Origin of the sequence: Muricaecibacterium torontonense, from assembly GCF_004793925.1 — a bacterium.
GTDB lineage: Bacteria > Actinomycetota > Coriobacteriia > Coriobacteriales > Atopobiaceae > Leptogranulimonas > Leptogranulimonas caecicola.
Genome location: NZ_SRYE01000001.1, coordinates 689,537 through 706,381, shown reverse-complemented (window position 1 = coordinate 706,381; position 16,845 = coordinate 689,537). Strand labels below are relative to the sequence as shown.

At 61.4% G+C, this 16,845-nt stretch carries 12 protein-coding genes and 1 pseudogene; 7 read left to right on the top strand and 6 right to left on the bottom strand.

All coding sequences use genetic code 11. From position 1 onward, the window contains the following. Positions 1–402: 402 nt before the first annotated feature. From gatB to gatC, 3 genes and pseudogenes are all read right to left on the bottom strand, one after another. A pseudogene (gatB, locus tag E5334_RS02850) lies at positions 403–1,956 on the bottom strand (Asp-tRNA(Asn)/Glu-tRNA(Gln) amidotransferase subunit GatB); the annotation flags it as partial. Beyond that, on the bottom strand, positions 1,953–3,446 hold the full coding sequence (gatA, locus tag E5334_RS02845) for an Asp-tRNA(Asn)/Glu-tRNA(Gln) amidotransferase subunit GatA (protein WP_136012075.1): 1,494 nt from the start codon (positions 3,444–3,446) through the stop codon (positions 1,953–1,955). The pseudogene gatB and the gene gatA, both read right to left, overlap by 4 nt. Then, positions 3,446–3,760 carry an Asp-tRNA(Asn)/Glu-tRNA(Gln) amidotransferase subunit GatC gene (gene gatC / locus E5334_RS02840; RefSeq protein ID WP_136012074.1) on the bottom strand — a complete coding sequence of 105 codons (315 nt, stop codon included), beginning with the start codon at positions 3,758–3,760 and terminating at the stop codon, positions 3,446–3,448. The genes gatA and gatC overlap by 1 nt, the downstream gene beginning before the upstream one ends. 430 nt (positions 3,761–4,190) lie before the next feature. Between gatC and eno the strand changes: the two genes are divergently transcribed. Next, a complete protein-coding gene (eno, locus tag E5334_RS02835; RefSeq protein ID WP_136012073.1) occupies positions 4,191–5,480 on the top strand; it encodes a phosphopyruvate hydratase in 1,290 nt (429 codons plus the stop codon). A gap of 416 nt (positions 5,481–5,896) precedes the next feature. Here eno and E5334_RS02830 read toward each other — a convergent pair whose 3' ends face one another. Further along, the gene (locus E5334_RS02830; RefSeq protein ID WP_136012072.1) at positions 5,897–7,228 is read right to left on the bottom strand and encodes an MFS transporter; all 1,332 of its coding nucleotides are present in this window, start codon (positions 7,226–7,228) and stop codon (positions 5,897–5,899) included. 738 nt (positions 7,229–7,966) lie between these two features. On the opposite strand from E5334_RS02830, the gene sufC reads away from it, so the two are divergent. The 6 genes from sufC (at position 7,967) to E5334_RS02800 (ending at position 13,897) form a co-directional block, all read left to right on the top strand. Further along, complete coding sequence (gene sufC, locus E5334_RS02825; protein WP_136012071.1) at positions 7,967–8,794, top strand: Fe-S cluster assembly ATPase SufC; 828 nt, start codon at positions 7,967–7,969, stop codon at positions 8,792–8,794. A gap of 5 nt (positions 8,795–8,799) precedes the next feature. Continuing rightward, entirely contained in the window at positions 8,800–10,254 is a 1,455-nt protein-coding gene (gene sufB / locus E5334_RS02820) for a Fe-S cluster assembly protein SufB (protein ID WP_136012070.1), read from the top strand. Then, positions 10,254–11,369: a SufB/SufD family protein gene (locus E5334_RS02815; RefSeq protein WP_136012069.1), complete on the top strand. Its 1,116-nt coding sequence runs from the start codon at positions 10,254–10,256 to the stop codon at positions 11,367–11,369. Before sufB ends, E5334_RS02815 begins: the two co-directional genes overlap by 1 nt. An 84-nt stretch (positions 11,370–11,453) precedes the next feature. Further along, positions 11,454–12,944, top strand: a complete 1,491-nt coding sequence (locus tag E5334_RS02810) for an aminotransferase class V-fold PLP-dependent enzyme (RefSeq protein WP_275438889.1) — start codon at positions 11,454–11,456, stop codon at positions 12,942–12,944. Beyond that, complete coding sequence (gene sufU, locus E5334_RS02805) at positions 12,931–13,446, top strand: Fe-S cluster assembly sulfur transfer protein SufU (protein WP_136012068.1); 516 nt, start codon at positions 12,931–12,933, stop codon at positions 13,444–13,446. The genes E5334_RS02810 and sufU overlap by 14 nt, the downstream gene beginning before the upstream one ends. A gap of 1 nt (position 13,447) precedes the next feature. Next, positions 13,448–13,897: an RrF2 family transcriptional regulator gene (locus E5334_RS02800; RefSeq protein WP_136012067.1), complete on the top strand. Its 450-nt coding sequence runs from the start codon at positions 13,448–13,450 to the stop codon at positions 13,895–13,897. A 322-nt stretch (positions 13,898–14,219) separates the two neighbouring features. On the opposite strand, the gene E5334_RS02795 is transcribed toward E5334_RS02800, so the two are convergent. Both E5334_RS02795 and fba read right to left on the bottom strand, forming a co-directional pair. Continuing rightward, on the bottom strand, positions 14,220–15,482 hold the full coding sequence (locus tag E5334_RS02795; RefSeq protein ID WP_136012066.1) for a C40 family peptidase: 1,263 nt from the start codon (positions 15,480–15,482) through the stop codon (positions 14,220–14,222). 437 nt (positions 15,483–15,919) lie between these two features. Continuing rightward, positions 15,920–16,792, bottom strand: coding sequence for a class II fructose-1,6-bisphosphate aldolase (fba, locus tag E5334_RS02790; RefSeq protein WP_136012065.1), 873 nt, complete (start codon positions 16,790–16,792; stop codon positions 15,920–15,922). Between the last annotated feature and the right edge of the window lie 53 nt (positions 16,793–16,845).

The window sequence follows — 16,845 nt, the reverse complement described above, 5'->3', positions numbered from 1 at the left end:
AACGGTCTTGGCTGCAGCCGTCTTTTTGGCTGCCGCAGGTCGGGCAGCGGTCTGTTTTGCAGTAGACGACTTTGCCGTCTTTGAGCTGGGCTCCTCAGCTTTAGGTTTAGCTGCAGGCTTGGCTGCCTTTTGACGAGAAGCTGCAGGTTTGGCAGGTTTGGCGGGTTTGGCGGGTTTGGCAGCCGCTGTTTTAGCAGCTTGACCGGGTTTGGCGGTTGGGGGTTGAGTGGTCGCCGGGCCGTCCGCGGACTTGGCAGGCTTTTCAGAGGCAGCCTTCTTGGCCGCAGGCTTAACCGGCTTAGCGGAAGCGGCTGGCTTAGCGGGAGCTTTGACGGGAGCCGAAGGTTTTGGTTCAGCTTCTCCTGCGGGCACAGCCTGGGCAGGCTCCTTCTCAGAAGCTGCCGCCATGGAAGCCACCAGCAGCTCGTTGAAGCGTTTGGGGTTGCCGCTGCCCTTGGCGCGCTTCATGCACTGGCCCACCAAAAAGCCCACCACACGGCTGTTGCCGTCGCGGAACTGCTGGACCTGGTCAGGGCATGCAGCGATCACCTCGTCCACGATAGGCTGGAGGGCGGAGTCGTCGGTCACCTGGCGCATACCGCGCTCGTCCACGATAGCCACGGCATCTTTGCCGCTGGCAGCCATGAGCTCCACCACCTCGCGCCCCTGTTTGGCCGAGATGGCGCCTTCAGACAGAAGGCCTGCCAGCGAGACCACCTGGGCAGGAGTGAGGGCAGTGTCGGCAAAGGTGGAGCCTGCGCTCTTGAGATAGCCGGCCACGTCGTTTACCAGGAGATTGGCAACCTGGACTGCGAGAGCAGGCTTTGAGGCCACGGGTTTCTCGGCAACGGAGGCCTCAAAGAAGCTGGCGGCCTCGGGAGAGCCGGCAAGCTGGGCGGCATCGGCGGCTTTGAGCCCATACTGGGAGACGTAGCGGGCGGCCTTGGCCTCGGGGAGTTCGGGGAGCTCGGCGCGGCACTCGTCGATGAACTCGTCGGAGAGGTCGAAAGGCGCCAGGTCGGGATCGGGGAAAAGACGGTAGTCGTCGGCGGTCTCCTTGACGCGCATGACCACCGTGCGGCGGCGGGAAGGCTCCCAGTGGCGGGTCTCTTGGAAGACCTCGCCGCCCATCTCCAGCACCTCGGCCTGGCGGCGGATCTCATACTCCAGGCCGTCGTGAAGGCTCTTGAAGGAATTGAGGTTCTTGAGCTCGGTCTTAGTGCCCAGAGCAGTGTCGCCACGGCGGCGAAGGCTCACGTTGCCGTCGCAGCGCATGGAGCCGTTTTCCATAGAGCAGTCGGAGATGCCCAGGGCCAGGAAGGTGCGGCGCAGCTTCTCCATGAAGAGGCGGGCCTCCTCGGGGGTGCGCAGGTCAGGCTCGGTGACCAGCTCGATGAGCGGGGTGCCGCAGCGGTTGTAGTCGATAAGGGACTCGGTGGCGCTGGTGATGCGGCCTTCCTCGCCGCCCACATGGATCATCTTGGCAGCGTCCTCCTCCATATGGATGCGCAGGATGCGCACGTGGGTGGAGTAGGAGCTCTTATCGGCAGACCAGGTGACGTTCTTGGAGTTAGCCGGGCGCTCCTTGGCGCCCTCCCCTTCCACGGTAAGATCCAGGTGACCGTGCATGCAGAAGGCCACAGGGCCCTGGGTGGTTTGGAAGTTTTTGGCCATGTCCGGATAGAAGTAGTGCTTGCGGTAGAACATGGAGCGCTTTTGGATCTCGCAGTTGGTGGCGAGACCCGCCTTGACGATGGAGCGGATGGCCTGGCGGTTGGGCACAGGCAGGGCGCCGGGCATGCCCAGGCACACGGGGCACACATTGGTGTTGGGCTCGTCGTCGTGGCTCAAGCGGCAGGAGCAGAACATTTTGGTCTCAAGGGTGGTGAGCTCGGTATGGATCTCCAGGCCAATGACGGCCTCCCAGCTCTCTAATACTTCTTGCAGCGACTTCATGCCAGGTAGCCTCCCTTTCCGGCGAAGCGAGGTGCCACCGGCAGCGCGCCTGCGGCTTTCTCGAGGGCGTGGGCAAAGGTGATGAGGGTGCGGTCGTGGAATGCCGGCGTCTGCAGCTGGGCCGAGACCGGCATGCCAGAGTCATGCCCTAGCCCCACCGGCACCGAGATGGAGCCGTTGCCGGCGATGTTGGAGGAGATGGTGAACATGTCGGAGAGGTACATCTGCGTGGGATCGCTCATCTCGCCAAAGTGGAAGGCGGTGCGGGGAGCCGCGGGCATAAGCAGCGCGTCCACCTGGTCGAACGCCTTCTTGTAATCCTGGGTGATGAGGGTGCGGGCCTCCAGAGCATGAACGTAGTACTCGTCATAGATGCCGCTGGAAAGCAGGTAGGCGCCCAAAAGCTGGCGACGCTTGGCCTCGGCCCCAAAGCCGTGGGCGCGGGAAAGCGATGACTGGGACGCCAAGGTAGCGCAGTTGGGCTCCTGATAGCCGTAGCGCACGCCGTCGAAGCGCGCCAGATTGGAGAAGGCCTCGCAGGGGCCAATGACGTAGTAGGCCGAGATAGCCGCGTCGATATGGGGCAGCTCCACCTCTTTGAGCGTGGCGCCGGCCGCCTCGAAGGCGTCCATGGCGGCCTGCATGGCCTCGCGCACCTCGTGGGTGATGCCGGTAGCCTCGATAAGCGCAGGCATATAGCCTACGCAACGGCCCTCGACAGGATCGTCTAAATGCTCCAAGAAGTCCAGGTTCACGTCTTGGCTGGTGGAGTCCATGGGATCGCGGCCGCCGGCGGTGAGGGCATTCATGGCCAGCGCCACGTCTGCCACCGTGCGGCCGAAGGGTCCCACCTGGTCCAGCGAGGAGCCAAAGGCCACCACGCCGTAGCGGCTCACCGCGCCGTAGGTGGGCTTCATGCCCACGACGCCGCAGAACGATGCCGGCTGGCGGATGGAGCCGCCGGTGTCAGAGCCCAACGCCAGCGTCACCTCGCCGGCAGACACCGCGGCAGCCGACCCACCCGAAGAGCCGCCCGGCACCCGCGACAGGTCCCAGGGGTTGTGGGTCTGTTGGAAGCAGCTGGACTCGGTGGAGGAGCCAAAGGCGAACTCGTCCATGTTGGTCTTGCCCAGAGGGATGGCCCCTGCGGCCAGCATGCGGCTCACGCAGGTGGCGGTATAAGGCGAGTCGTAGGACTCCAGCATTCGGCTGGCGCAGGTGGTGTGCGAGCCCTCCATGTTCATGTTGTCCTTGAAGGCCACAGGCACGCCAGCCAGAGGGCCCAGAGGCTCCCCTTTGGCTCGAGCAGCATCCACCGCCTCTGCCCGCTCCAACGCCAAGTCGTAGGTGATCTCCAAGAAGGCGTCCACCTCGCGGTCGCGCTGCACGCAGGCGTCCAGGGCGGCCTGGGCCACCTCTTTAGCCGAGAAGGAACCCTCCGCCACGCCGCGAGCGATCTCTTGAGCCGAGAGCGTATCCAGATTTGCCATTAGCGATCACCTGCATCCTCGTCGCCGGCTGACAAGATCTGCGGGACGCGGAAGTAGCGCCCCTGCGTGGCCGCCGCATTATAAAGGGCGTCTTCCAGCTCCAGGCTGGCAGCCACCTCGTCAGGCCGCATTACGTTCACAAGGCCGCCGATGGGATGCGACGTGGGCTCGGCCTTCTCGGCAAGCTCTTTGATGGGCTCGAGCATCGCCACCGCGTCGTTCATATAGCTGGTCATTGCCGCGAGCTCCTCGCTCGAGAGCGCGATCCGGGCGTAGTCGGCGATGCCGCGAACATCTTCTTGGCTTAATGCCATGCTCCGTCCTTTCCTTCTCCGATGCGGAGCCCTAAGGCCCCGTCTCACAGGGCCTTAGGGCCCTTTTCGCGATTGCACAAAGACAGTCTAGTGGAGGCCTTCGCACCCCCTGGCCCAGAGCGGGCTTTGTTCACCTAACTGTGAAGATGCCACATCTATAAATACCGATAAAAACTCTCACCTTGTCGAGGGCCATTTCTGAGCATCGACGTGCCTTTTGACAAAAATGACTTTTAGATGCTGTGCAACTTTGCAGCTAGAGGTGCCTGTTGGGGGACGCGTTGTGAACTTTATCGGGGGAATGGGTCCGTTGGGTTGGGAGATGGGTGGCGAGGGGCTCCAAGGGGGCTATTGTCTAAGACATGATCACTGGGCGTGTGGCCCGCTGTGGGGCCAACGTCAGGGAGAGCTCATGAAAGGAGCTTCACAAATGAGTGAAATTATTGATGTCTATGGTCGCGAGGTCCTCGATTCGCGCGGCAACCCCACCGTCGAGGTTGAGGTCACGCTGATCGACGGCTCCACCGGCCGCGCCATCGTTCCTTCCGGCGCTTCCACCGGTGCCTTCGAGGCCGTCGAGCTTCGCGACGGCGACAAGGACCGCTACATGGGCAAGGGCGTTCTGGCCGCCGTTGAGCATGTGAACAATGAGTGCGCCGACGCCCTCATTGGCCTGGACGCCTGCAACCAGCGCGCCGTGGATGCCGCGCTTATCGCTGCCGATCCTACCGACAACAAGGGTACCCTGGGCGCCAACGCCATCCTGGGCTGCTCTCTGGCCTGCGCCCGCGCTGCCGCCGAGTCCGTGGGCCTGCCCCTCTACCAGTACCTGGGCGGCGTGAACGCCCACGTGCTCCCCACCCCCATGATGAACATCCTCAATGGTGGCGTGCACGCCGACAACAACGTGGACTTCCAGGAGTTCATGATCGTGCCCGTGGGCGCCCCCACCTTCTCTGAGTGCCTCCGCTGGAGCACCCAGGTGTATCACACCCTCAAGAACGTCCTCAAGAACTCCGGCCACAGCACCGGCGTGGGCGACGAGGGCGGCTTCGCTCCCGACCTCAAGAACAACAAGGAGCCCCTGGAGTACATCGTCGAGGCCATCAAGAAGGCCGGCTTTGTGCCCGGCGAGGACTTCATGATCGCCATGGACCCCGCCACCTCCGAGCTCTACGATGCCGACACCAAGACCTACAACCTCAAGGGCGAGGGCCGCGTGCTCACCTCTGACGAGATGATCGACTACTGGGCCGAGCTCGTCGAGGAGTTCCCCATTGTCTCCATCGAGGACGGTCTGGACGAGGAAGACTGGGAGGGCTGGCAGAAGCTCACCGCTCGCCTGGGCGACAAGGTCCAGCTCGTGGGCGACGACCTCTTTGTCACCAACGTCAAGCGCCTGCAGAAGGGCATCGACATGGATGCCGCCAACGCCCTGCTGGTCAAGGTGAACCAGATCGGCTCCCTCTCCGAGTCCCTGGACGCCATTGAGCTGGCCCAGCGCAACAAGTACGCCTGCATCGTGTCTCACCGCTCCGGCGAGACCGAGGACACCACCATCGCTGACCTCGTGGTTGCTACCAACGCTGGCCAGATCAAGACCGGCGCTCCCGCCCGTACCGACCGCGTGGCCAAGTACAACCAGCTGCTCCGCATCGAGGACGAGCTGGGCGACTCCGCCGTCTACGCTGGCCGCAACGGCTTCAACGTACTGCGCTAAGTCTCTGCCGATAAGAACTCCCTAAAGCGGGGGTTTGCATCATCAAAGACGCTTTATGGGGGACCCGTGCATAAAGGGATGCGCGGGTCCTTTTAAATGTGCAGATCTTTTTTGAAGCCCTCACGTCATCTTTGTTGGAACCGAAAAAGCCTCCCTCTGCACGGAGCCGAGAGGGCTCTCTAAGCAGGAACGTAGAGAATCCCTGGCTGGGAGATGGGGGTGGAAAAGGGTCTCTCGATCCCTCTGAATTAGTGCTTCATTAGTGTCAATAATACGTAGCTAACGTAGCAGTTTTCTGTATTAACTACAAAATAATGTAGCTAATGCAGTATCTTTTCAGAGGGTGACGCACCTTAGTCTACACTAGCTGTCAGCCTTCTCACCGTCTGGTCGCCATAGGCCTATTAGTCACAGGCTTAGCCACAGGCGCGCTCCTGTGCAGCCGCCTGCGCCTGCGTCTCCTCTACTTCCAGCGGTTTTGCCGGAGTCGCCGGAGCGATGCCCACAAAGAGCAGGCCCACGCAAGCACTCACGATAGAGGCCCCAATGAGTACTGCCTGAACGCCCCAAAGATCAGCAAGGAAAGGTGCGAAGAACAGCGGGATGACACCGGCAAACTGGAGGCCTAGAGACATCACCGACATCACTCGGCCCGTATAGGCCAAGGGCGTGCGGCGCTGCACCAACAGGTCGCGAGTAGGCGCCAGCATGCCAAAGCCGAAGCCGGTGACCAGCTGGCCGATGGCTGCAAACTGCCACAGCGACGTGCCCACATAGATCACAGTGCCCACCCCTACCACCGTGAGCATGATCGCACAGCTCTTGATGGTGATGCGATCTTTGGGCAAGCGCACCATCACGGCCGAGCCAAGCACGCATCCCACTCCCATAGCCGCTGTGAGCCAGCCCAGAAACTCAACGGGCACCCGCAGGATGTCGCGATAGAAGATGGACTCCAGCGAATCGAAGGCTCCAAAAGCGAAGTAGCCAAAGAATCCCAAACAAAAGAGGATCGCCAGGAAACGGTCTTTAAAGGTGATTGAGAAGCCCGCCGCCAAAGTAGCCAGTTTGGCCTTGAGACCCGGCTTTTGGGCGTGAGCAGGCTCCGCCGCCGGAGCCGCGCCCGAAATCATCTGAGCCGAAGGCGTATAGCGCTGTTGGATGCCAAAGACCACCGCCGCACCGGCGGCAAAGAACGCGGCCGATACCAAAAAGACTGCCGACAAAGGCAGCACCCGGGTAATGGCAGCCCCCACCATGGGGCCGGCGATAATGGCAACGTTGGTACCAAGATAAAGAAGGCCGTTGGCGTCTTGCAGGCGGTTTGTTGGCACCACGTAGGGCGGCAATGACGAGAACGACGTGTTGGCAAAACCCACCAGCATGCTCCAGAAGGCAAAAAACGCCAGGAGCACGCCAAAGCTGCCGGCAAAAAGGCTGTAGGTGATAAAGACCGCAGCGGTGAGGATAAGGGCGCCCAGGAGCGTTTTCCTGGGTCCTATGCGGTCTACCAGAGGTCCTGCGCAGGCAGTACCCAACACAATGAAGAGGTTGCCGGTGAGCATCATGAAGGAGATGCCAAAGGCGTCCGACCCCAACGCATAGGTCGCAGTGCCAAAGACACCCACGAAGTAGCTGCACTCGACGCCCATGCGGGCGAAGAGTCGGGCGAGAAAGAGCTGAAGGTCGGCTTTTGAGGTGAATCTCTGAGTGAATGATGAGGCAACGCGCCTCGCTACGTGGTTCATGGGAAGCTCCAAGGTGTTAATTGCAAATGTGATTTGAAAGATGGACAAAGCGCACTTAGGGACAGGTCACCTAAGGTTCGAACACCCACCCAGCACACATTGCGCATCACTCCGTCTTGTTGAGCTTCATCGAGCGTGTCCTTGGGGCTCTTGGCGCTTGCAGGGAGCGCTGGAGTTATTGGCGGACAGCTCAACTCACTGTACTTAAGCATCTATGGATGTGCAAGAGACAGACGGGGCGCCGAGATAGGAAAATGTGGATTGATCAGCCATTTGACAGGGCGCGTGCGTTTTGGCGAGAGCTTGCATGAACGTGTTTAGGCGATGTTGGTTAAAAGGGTTTTGATGGGGTGGAATCGAAGGCTCCGCATCTCTGTATTGGTCCTAAATCGAAGGGTTTTAGGCCCTCAAAAAATAGCTACATTAGCTACGATCTTAAGCAGATGATACTAACGTAGTAACTTTTCAGAGGGATGCAGCACCCTATTGATCCCCCAAGAATGACTCACCACCTGCTTGGCACCGCTCATCCCACCAAGCTCTTCCTAGGTTTCACGACAGATATAAGGTTTCCCGCAGATTCTCATATATTCCTACTCCAAAAGGGGTATTTTATTCCGGTGGCATTGGGACACCACGTCGAGTCCCACCACCTCACCCCGGCGCCCCTCATCGCACGCCGGCGAAACGCCCTTGTTTGGCAGCCCATATCGGTTGCCCCGAGCCCTAGGAGCACTCATGGCAGAACCGCTGCTCTCTGTATCCAACCTCTCGGCCTCTGTGGACGAGAAGCCCATCCTGCATCAAGTGAACCTCACTGTGGATCCCGGCACATGTCACGTGCTCATGGGCCCCAACGGCGCAGGCAAGTCCACTTTGGGCCATGTCATCATGGGCGACCCGGTCTACCAGGTCACTCAGGGCACCATCACCTTCGATGGCCAAGACCTTACAGACGAACCTACCGATAAACGTTCCCTTGCCGGCTTGTTCCTCTCTTTCCAGGCCCCGGTTGAGATCCCGGGCGTGCCCCTCTACAGCTTCCTGCGCACCATCTGCCAAAAGCGCCCGGAGCTCAAGATGACCGCGCGCCAGTTCCGCAAGCGCGTGACCGAGCTCGCCCAGACCCTGGACATGGATCCCTCCTATCTCACCCGTGAGCTGGGGGTGGGCTTCTCGGGCGGCGAGAAGAAAAAGGTGGAGATGCTGCAGTTGCTGCTGCTCCAGCCCAAGCTCGCCGTCCTGGACGAGACCGACTCCGGCCTGGACGTGGACGCCCTGGGCGTGGTGTCTCGCGGCATCCAGGCCTATCGCGAGAGCTGCGACGGCTCCCTCATCGTCATCACCCACAACACACGCATCCTGGAGCGCCTCCAGGTGGACGAGACCCACGTCATGGTCGACGGCACCATCGTCGCCACCGGCGGCGCCGACCTCATCCCCTACATCGATTCCCACGGCTTCGAGGGCTATGAGGCTCAGGCACAGCAAGCTGCCGAGAAGGCCGCCCTTCTCGGCAAGGACGAGATGGCTCCTTCGCATACCACCGGCAAAGAGGAGGCCTAGAGTCCATGGCAGACATCACTCAGGCAGATCCCAGGTTGACGGAGGGGGCGCAACGCACGCGGTCCCAAGTTGCCGATGTGGATCGCAGCCTCTACGACTTTGTGAAGAGCGAAGAGGGCTACGAGCGTTTCTCGGATGGCCTTTCGCCGCAGATCGTGGAGGAGATCAGCCGCAAGAAGGACGAGCCCCAGTGGATGCTCGACCTGCGCCTGCGCTCCCTGCAAATTTATGAGAGCACTCCTATGCCCGCCAATTGGGGACCCTCCATCGCCGGGCTGGACATGGCGAACATCTCCACTTATGTGACCAGCGGCGCCAAACAGGCAGACTCCTGGGACGAGGTGCCGGAGGACATCAAGGACACCTTCGAGCGCCTGGGCATTCCCGAGGCCGAGCGCACCAGCTTGGCCGGTGTGGGCGCCCAATATGACTCCGAGCTGGTCTACCACAACATGCGCGAAGAGGTGGCAGAGCTGGGGGTGGTCTACTCGGGTATCGAGGAGGCCCTCCACGGCCCCTACGAAGAGACGATCCGCCAGCACTTCATGAAGCTGGTCCCTCCTACAGACCACAAGTTTGCCGCACTCCATGGCGCGGTATGGTCCGGCGGCTCCTTTGTCTATGTGCCGGCCGGGGTCGAGGTGAGCTTCCCGCTCCAGAGCTACTTCCGCTTGAATGCCGCTGGCGCGGGCCAGTTCGAGCACACGCTGATCATCGTGGAGCCCGGGGCAGACCTGCACTTTATTGAGGGCTGCTCGGCGCCTAAGTACAACGTGGCCAACCTCCACGCCGGCTGCGTGGAACTCTTTGTGGGCGAAGGGGCGCACCTGCGCTACTCCACCATCGAGAACTGGTCCAAGAACATGTACAACCTCAACACCAAGCGTGCGCGGGTTGAGGCCAACGGCTCCATCGAGTGGGTTTCGGGCTCCTTCGGCAGCCACGTGAGCTACCTCTACCCCTCCAGCCTTTTGGTAGGAGAGCGCGCTTCCTGCGAGTTCACCGGCATCACCTTTGCCGGCGCAGGCCAAGACTTAGATACCGGCTGCAAGGTGCACATGGCGGCGCCTCATACACGCGCCTCGGTCTCTACCAAGTCCATCTCTAAGGGCGGCGGCATCTCTACGTTCCGCAGCTCGGTAGTAGTGACCCCTCGAGCAGACGACGCACGAGCCTCTGTCTCCTGCCAATCGCTCATGCTGGATGACCGCTCGGTCTCCGACACCATCCCGGCCATGGACGTGCGCAACTCTTCGGCCCAGGTGGGCCACGAGGCCACCATCGGCCGCATCTCCGACGACACCATCCTCTACCTCATGAGCCGCGGCATCCCTGAGGACGAAGCCCGCACCATGGTGGTGAACGGCTTTGCCGAGCCCATCTCCAAAGAGCTCCCCCTGGAGTATGCCGTCGAGATGAACAACCTCATCAAGCTTGAGATGGAAGGAGCCATCGGCTAATGGCAGACGCAACTGTAGCCCAGCTTACCTCGGTGGATCCGGCCCCGGCCCAAACCTGGAACTGGCTCAAGATCAACTCCGGCACCCTGGAGGTGCCTCTCTCTGACGCCCTGGCCTCCATGGACGGCCATCAGCTCGCCCAGCTGGCAGACACCCAAGTGCCTCCTGAGGCCCAAGGCCTGCTTTTGGGCGTGGGCACCCAAGCCACCGGCTGGATCGACGGCGACGCCACTTCCCGTCAAGTGGTGCGCGTGGGCGCCGGCGAAACCCTGGATGAGCCGGTCACCATCCTTTGCGAAGCCGCCCAGGGCGACCGCGTCCAGACCACGGTGGTCTTGGAGGAGGACAGCTCCTGCCAGATCGTGGCGCTGGCCTTAGGCAAAGAAACCGACAAGGGCACCTCCGGCCAAGCGCTTCGCATCGTGGCAGAGCCTGGCGCCAAAGCCACGGTGTACCTGCTCATCGCCCAGGGAGACAACCAACAGCACATCGACGGGGTGGGGGCTCTTCTCGGCGAGGACGCCACGCTGGACATCCATCACTACATCTTGGGCAGCCAGTCTTCGGCTACCGGCGTGTTTGTGGACCTGGTGGGTCAAAACGCCTCTCTCAACGCCACCCTTTCCTATGTGGGCCGCGCCAACCAGACGGTGGACATGGCCTACCAGGTGCTCCATCACGGGCGTCGCACCTCGACGCTCATCGGCGCCAACGGCGTGCTTTTGGGCAACGCCCACAAAACGCTGAGGGCCACCATCGACCTCTCCCGAGGCTGCAAGGGCGCCGAGGGCACAGAGACAGAGACCGTGCTGCTGGCCGGCGACCAGGTGGTCAACAAGACGCTGCCCACCATCCTGTGCTCCGAGGACGATGTGGCTGGCAACCACGGCGCCACCATTGGCTCGCTCTCGGCTGAACAGGCCTTCTACCTCGCCTGCCGCGGCTTGTCCGCCGCAGATGCCAACGACCTTATGGCCGAGGCCATCGTGGACGCCGCTGCAGCCGCCCTGCCGCCCCAAGCCTCCGAGGCCGTCATCGCATGGGCCCAGGACAACCTGGGTGACGAAGGGGCGGAAAACGCCCGAGCGGCCGCTCAGCTTGCCCGCGAGTTCTAAGGCGCTCGGCTTCGCGCTCCTCGCAAAGCGCCCACGCCGCCCCACGGTCGCTCTTCTCCCCTCTTGCCTTTAAGGAGGCGCTCTATGACTTCTGATTCCTCTTCTATCCAAGCCCCCGCCACCTCCTCGGATGCTGCCAGCAACTCCACTCAAGTGGCCCCGGCCGCTCCCAGCCCCGCGGAGCCTACCTCTACGCAGATGGGACCCCGCACCCAAAACGCCGCCCCTGCGCAGGATGCCTTGACCTATGCCACCGCCTGCGACTCTTCAGTGGGCTCCCGCGGCCCGGGTGACTTGGCAGAGACGGCCCAGCTTACGGCCTCTCCGCGCTTATCGGCAGAAGAGGCGGCGAACATCCAGATCAACCCCTATAAGGCCGACTTCCCGCTCTTTGCCGCAAAGCCCGGCACCTTCTTCTTAGACTCCGCAGCCACCGCCCAACGCCCTGCCTGCGTCCTAGAAGCCCAGGAGAAGTTCTACGAGAGCACCAACGCCAACCCGCTGCGTGGCCTCTACGAGCTGTCAGTCGAGGCCACAGAAGCCATCGATGCCGCCCGCGCCAAGGTGGCCCGCTTCATTGGCGCCGATGACCCTCGAGAAATTATCTTCACTCGCAACACCACCGAGTCGCTCAACTTGACAGCCCGCTCCTTGGGCGACCTGCTGCTTCGCCCTGGCGACGAGGTGGTCATCACCGTCATGGAGCACCACTCCAACCTCATCCCCTGGCAGCAGATCTGCCGAGCAGCCCACGCCAAGCTGGTCTACATGTATCCCGACCAGGAGGGGCACCTATCCGACCAAGAGATTGCCGAGAAGATCGGCCCCCGCGCCCGCATCGTCTCGGTGGCCCATGTCTCCAACGTGCTAGGCATCGAGAACCCAGTGAAAAAGATCGCTGAGCGCGCCCATGAGCAGGGCGCCGTCTGCATCGTGGACGCCGCCCAGTCTGCGCCTCACATGAGAATCGACGTCAAAGAGCTGGGTTGCGACGTGTTGGCCTTCTCGGCCCACAAGGTCTTTGGCCCCATGGGCATCGGCGTGCTTTGGGCCAAGATGGACCTGCTCGAAGCCATGCCGCCCTTCCTTACCGGCGGCGAGATGATCGACTCAGTGACCGAAACCGAGGCCGTCTGGGCCCCCGTCCCCGAGAAGTTCGAGGCCGGCACCCAAGACGCCGCCGGCATCCACGCCACAGGGGTCGCCCTGGACTATGTGGACGCCGTGGGCATGGACGCCATCCAGGCCCGCGAGCAGGCCCTGGTCACCTATCTCTACAATCGGCTCGCCAGCCTGCCCTACGTCACCATCTATGGCCCCACCAACCCGGTCAAGCGCCACGGTGTGGTGGCGTTCAACCTGGACGGCATCCACCCGCATGATGTCTCCAGTCTGCTGGATACCAAGCATGTATGCATCCGCGCTGGCCACCACTGCGCCCAGCCTTTGCTGCTGCGCCTGGGAGTGGACAACACCAACCGCGCTTCGGTTGCATTCTACAACGATAAATCCGACATCGACGCCCTTGTCGATGGCCTTGACTTTGTTTGGGGGATCTTCAATGGGAGCCGCTGATCTTTACACACCCGCCCTGCTGGAGCACGTGAGCCATCCGGATTACAACTACGAGCTGGAGGGCGCCACCTGCTCCCATGAGGGCATCAACCCCAGCTGCGGCGATGACCTCACCCTCCATGTGAAGCTGGGAGACGACGGCGCCATCGAGGACGCCTCCTGGACCGGCGTGGGTTGCGCGGTAAGCCAAGGCTCTGCCGACATGATGAGCGACCTGGTCATTGGCCGCACCCCTGCCGAAGCCAAACAGCTTTGCAACCTCTTTGGCCGCATGGTGCGCGGCGAGACCCTGAGCGACACCGAGCGCGAGGAGCTGGACGAAGCCATCTGCCTGGAATCCATCTCCCATATGCCCGCCCGCGTCAAATGCGCCGAGCTGGCCTGGCGCACCTTGGACGAGATGCTCTCCGGCGCCACCGAGCCCTCCTCCACCGAGGGCGACGATGCGGCTGCCAACTCCCCCGCCCCGGCAACGGCAGCCAGCCCCCAGGACGGTCGTTAGCATGACCGGAGCCATTTCTACCAAGGGCCGCTATGCCCTGCGCGTCATGCTCGACATTGGCCGCCGAGACGGCTGGGTCTCTCTGGGTGACATTGCCCAGCGCCAAAATATCTCCCGCAAGTACCTGGAGCAGGTCATGTCTCTGCTCATCAAAGCGGGCTATGTGAAGAGCCAGCGCGGCAAGGGCGGCGGCTATCGCTTGGCCGAATCCCCGGAGCACTACACCGTTGGAGCCATTTTACGCGTTGCCGAGAATGGCCCCCTCACACCTGTGAGCTGCCTGGATTGCACCACCGATACGCTCTGTCCCCGCGCCGACGAATGCCCCACCCTGCCCCTCTGGCGCGAGCTGGGAGAGGTGACTGCGCGTTTCTTGGACTCCAAGACGTTGGCAGACCTTTTGGTAGACGCTAACGGCAATCCTGTGGAAGAGATTCCCAGCTGCCGCTAAGCTGGCTACAGGTTTGCTGCTGCAAGCTGTTGTCTGCAAGAACAGGCGCAACAGACACTTCAGGTCAGGCACTTCAGGTCAGGCACTTCAGGTCTCAGATCAACTAGTTACGTCCCTCTAAAAATAAGCTACCTTAGCTACATATATGTAGCTAAGGTAGCTTTTCTTTATCGGTTACACTAAATGCAACTAACGCAGATTGTTTTCTGAGGCAATCCTACCCCATACCCGCCAAGCTGAGGTACTCCTATCCCATACCAACCAGGCACGTTAAACGAGTCGCCAGGCATTCCGGTGAAGCGCAATCACGCCACACACAGCCTTAGGCAGGCCAACCTCCGCGCCACTGGCCAAGGCCACCGTAGAGCGGGCGCAAAGAAACGCCTACGCGCTCGTTGCCGGCATCGATGATCATATTGTTGCCGGCATAGATGCCCACATGGCCGCTGTGCCACACCAAGTCGCCGGGAAGCAGCTGGCTCACGGGCTTCTTGGGAGTGCGGTCTGCCTGGCTCTCGGAGTAGTGGGGCAGGCTGATGCCAGCCTGAGCAAAGCAGTACATGGTAAAGCCAGAGCAGTCAAAGCGGCGGCCTACAGGATCGCAGGCACCATAGGCATAACGGCTACCAATCATGGAATAAGCGGCGTCCAGCACGGCTTGGCGGGCAGAGGAACTACCCTGAGGGCGCGAAGTGGTGCCAGAGGAGGAGCCGCCGCCGGAAACGCCGGAGTTTCCACTGCTCGTGCCTCCGCCGTTGCTAGAAGCACCGCCACCGTTGTTGGAGCCTCCAGCATTGTTGGAAGCGCCGCCGTTGCCGCCGTTGCCGCCGTTGTTGGAGGCATTGTTCAGGGCGTTGTTCACCGTGGCGGCCACCTCGTTGCGGGCAGTGACAGCCTCTTGCTCGGCTTGGGTTCTGGCCGCTTCTTGTTCCTCTGCGAGCTTGGCCTTGACGTCTGCATCCAAGCCGTTCACATAGGCCTCGGCGTCAGCGACGGCAGAGTTCAGAGAAGCTTGCTGGCTTTCCTGATCGGCCAATAGCTGGGTTTGCTCGGTCTTCTGGTTCTCCAGCTGGGTCTTGGTGGCTTCCAGCGCCACCTTTTGGTTCTCCAGCGACGTCTGCAAGTCCTTGGTCTGCTGAATGGTGTCTGCCTGCTGTTGCGAGACCTTGTCGGCGTAATAGACGCGAGAAATAAAGTCATCAAAGCTGTTGGCGTTGAGAATGATGGAGAGGAAGTCAAGGCCGCCAGCTTTGTAGTCCAGGGCGACGGTGCGGCCAAGGTTGGAGCGGCGCTCGGCCAGCTCGGCGGTTTTGGCCTCGATGTCTGCCTGGGTATCGCTGATCTTTTGGTTGGACTCGTCGATTTGGGCTTGGGTCTCTGCCAGCTTGACCTTGGTGCCGTTGAGCTGCTCGCTTACCGAGCCGGCTTGATCGTAGAGGTCGTCCAAGCGAGCGTTGGCCGCATCGAGCTTGGCCTGCAAATCAGAAGCGGTGTCTGCATAGACAGGAGCGGGAGCCACAGCTCCCAAAGACAGTGCCAGCAACGTGGCTCCAGCGAGACCACAGAGTTTGGTTTTTAGCGTCATGGCGCCTCTCTTGGTTGCATATATAGTGTTCCGGCTAGACGCGAGGCTCAGAAGTAGAGAATCGCCGCCGGGGAATGGGGCTTGCGTGTTCCCAAGAGATGGGTGTCATCCCATGGGATTCTCTATTCTAGAGGGCCTATCTGCTCATAAGCGTAACTGAGCAGCACCTCCATAGACCCTAAATGCGGCCAGCGGCGCAAAATCAGTTCCAAACTGCATCGCAAATGGGACCTGCCGATAAAAACAACCCCCTTGAGCTGGGTAAACAAAAAGCCCCCTGAAAAAAGAAAAGACCCCACCGGAGCGGGGCCTTTTCTCGGCATTGAAGGAAGGGGATTTGAGATTGCACCTTCCTGATATGTCAGTGAAAGGCGATACGATGCCTTTTGGGCCTCGCCAGCAGCGCAAAAGCAGCAAGCAAAGCCGTGAGCGAGAGGTTAGTTCCAGCCCTTGTTGGCAGAGCCAAACTCCTGGATCTTCTCGGCGGTCTTGGCCTTGATGGCCTCGGCGCCGGGCTTCAGGAGCTTGCGGGGGTCGAAGCCCTTCTCCTTCTTGAGGCCGCCGTCGGCGATGTAGGCCTCGGTGGCGTCGGCAAAGACTACCTGGAGCTCAGTATTGACGTTGATCTTGGCAACGCCCAGGTCGATGGCCTTGGCGATCTGGTCGGCGGGGATGCCGGTGCCACCGTGAAGTACCAGAGGCAGATCGCCCACCTCGGCCTTGATGGCCTTGAGCACGTCGAACTGCAGGCCGGTCCAGTTGGCAGGATAGAGGCCGTGGATATTGCCGATGCCGGCGGCCAGCATATCGACGCCCAGCTCTGCGATGGCCTTGCACTCGGCAGGATCGGCGCACTCGCCAGTGCCGGTGATGCCGTCCTCGGTGCCGCCGATGGAGCCCACCTCAGCCTCGATGGAGATGCCCTTGGAGTGGCAGATCTTCACCAGCTCAGCGGTGTTCTTCATGTTGACGTCGAAGTTCTCCTCGTGGGAGCCGTCATACATGACGGAGGTGAAGCCGGCGTCGATGCACTCCAGGCAGGCGTCGTAAGAGCCGTGATCCAGGTGCAGGGCCACGGGCACAGTGAGGTCGAGAGCGTCATACATGGCGTGGACCAAGGCAGACACGGTCTTGTAGCCGGTCTGGTACTTGCCGGCGCTCATGGAGCACTGAATGATGAGGGGGGACTGGGTCTCCTCGGCAGCCGTCATGATGGCACGGCACCACTCAAGGTCGTTGGTGTTGAAAGCGCCTACGGCATAGTGACCGGCCACGGCATTGTCGAGCATTTGCTTTGCGTTGACGAGCATGTCTAACCTCCATTGGTCAAGGTGTCGTCAAGGGTCCCCTTCCTGTGGCGACC

Bases quoted from the DNA above. Each gene is read 5' to 3' on its own strand.
- gatA (WP_136012075.1), bottom strand. From the start codon at position 3,446: ATGGCAAATCTGGATACGCTCTCGGCTCAAGAGATCGCTCGCGGCGTG.
- gatC (WP_136012074.1), bottom strand. From the start codon at position 3,760: ATGGCATTAAGCCAAGAAGATGTTCGCGGCATCGCCGACTACGCCCGG.
- eno (WP_136012073.1), top strand. From the start codon at position 4,191: ATGAGTGAAATTATTGATGTCTATGGTCGCGAGGTCCTCGATTCGCGC.
- E5334_RS02830 (WP_136012072.1), bottom strand. From the start codon at position 7,228: ATGAACCACGTAGCGAGGCGCGTTGCCTCATCATTCACTCAGAGATTC.
- sufC (WP_136012071.1), top strand. From the start codon at position 7,967: ATGGCAGAACCGCTGCTCTCTGTATCCAACCTCTCGGCCTCTGTGGAC.
- sufB (WP_136012070.1), top strand. From the start codon at position 8,800: ATGGCAGACATCACTCAGGCAGATCCCAGGTTGACGGAGGGGGCGCAA.
- E5334_RS02815 (WP_136012069.1), top strand. From the start codon at position 10,254: ATGGCAGACGCAACTGTAGCCCAGCTTACCTCGGTGGATCCGGCCCCG.
- E5334_RS02810 (WP_275438889.1), top strand. From the start codon at position 11,454: ATGACTTCTGATTCCTCTTCTATCCAAGCCCCCGCCACCTCCTCGGAT.
- sufU (WP_136012068.1), top strand. From the start codon at position 12,931: ATGGGAGCCGCTGATCTTTACACACCCGCCCTGCTGGAGCACGTGAGC.
- E5334_RS02800 (WP_136012067.1), top strand. From the start codon at position 13,448: ATGACCGGAGCCATTTCTACCAAGGGCCGCTATGCCCTGCGCGTCATG.
- E5334_RS02795 (WP_136012066.1), bottom strand. From the start codon at position 15,482: ATGACGCTAAAAACCAAACTCTGTGGTCTCGCTGGAGCCACGTTGCTG.
- fba (WP_136012065.1), bottom strand. From the start codon at position 16,792: ATGCTCGTCAACGCAAAGCAAATGCTCGACAATGCCGTGGCCGGTCAC.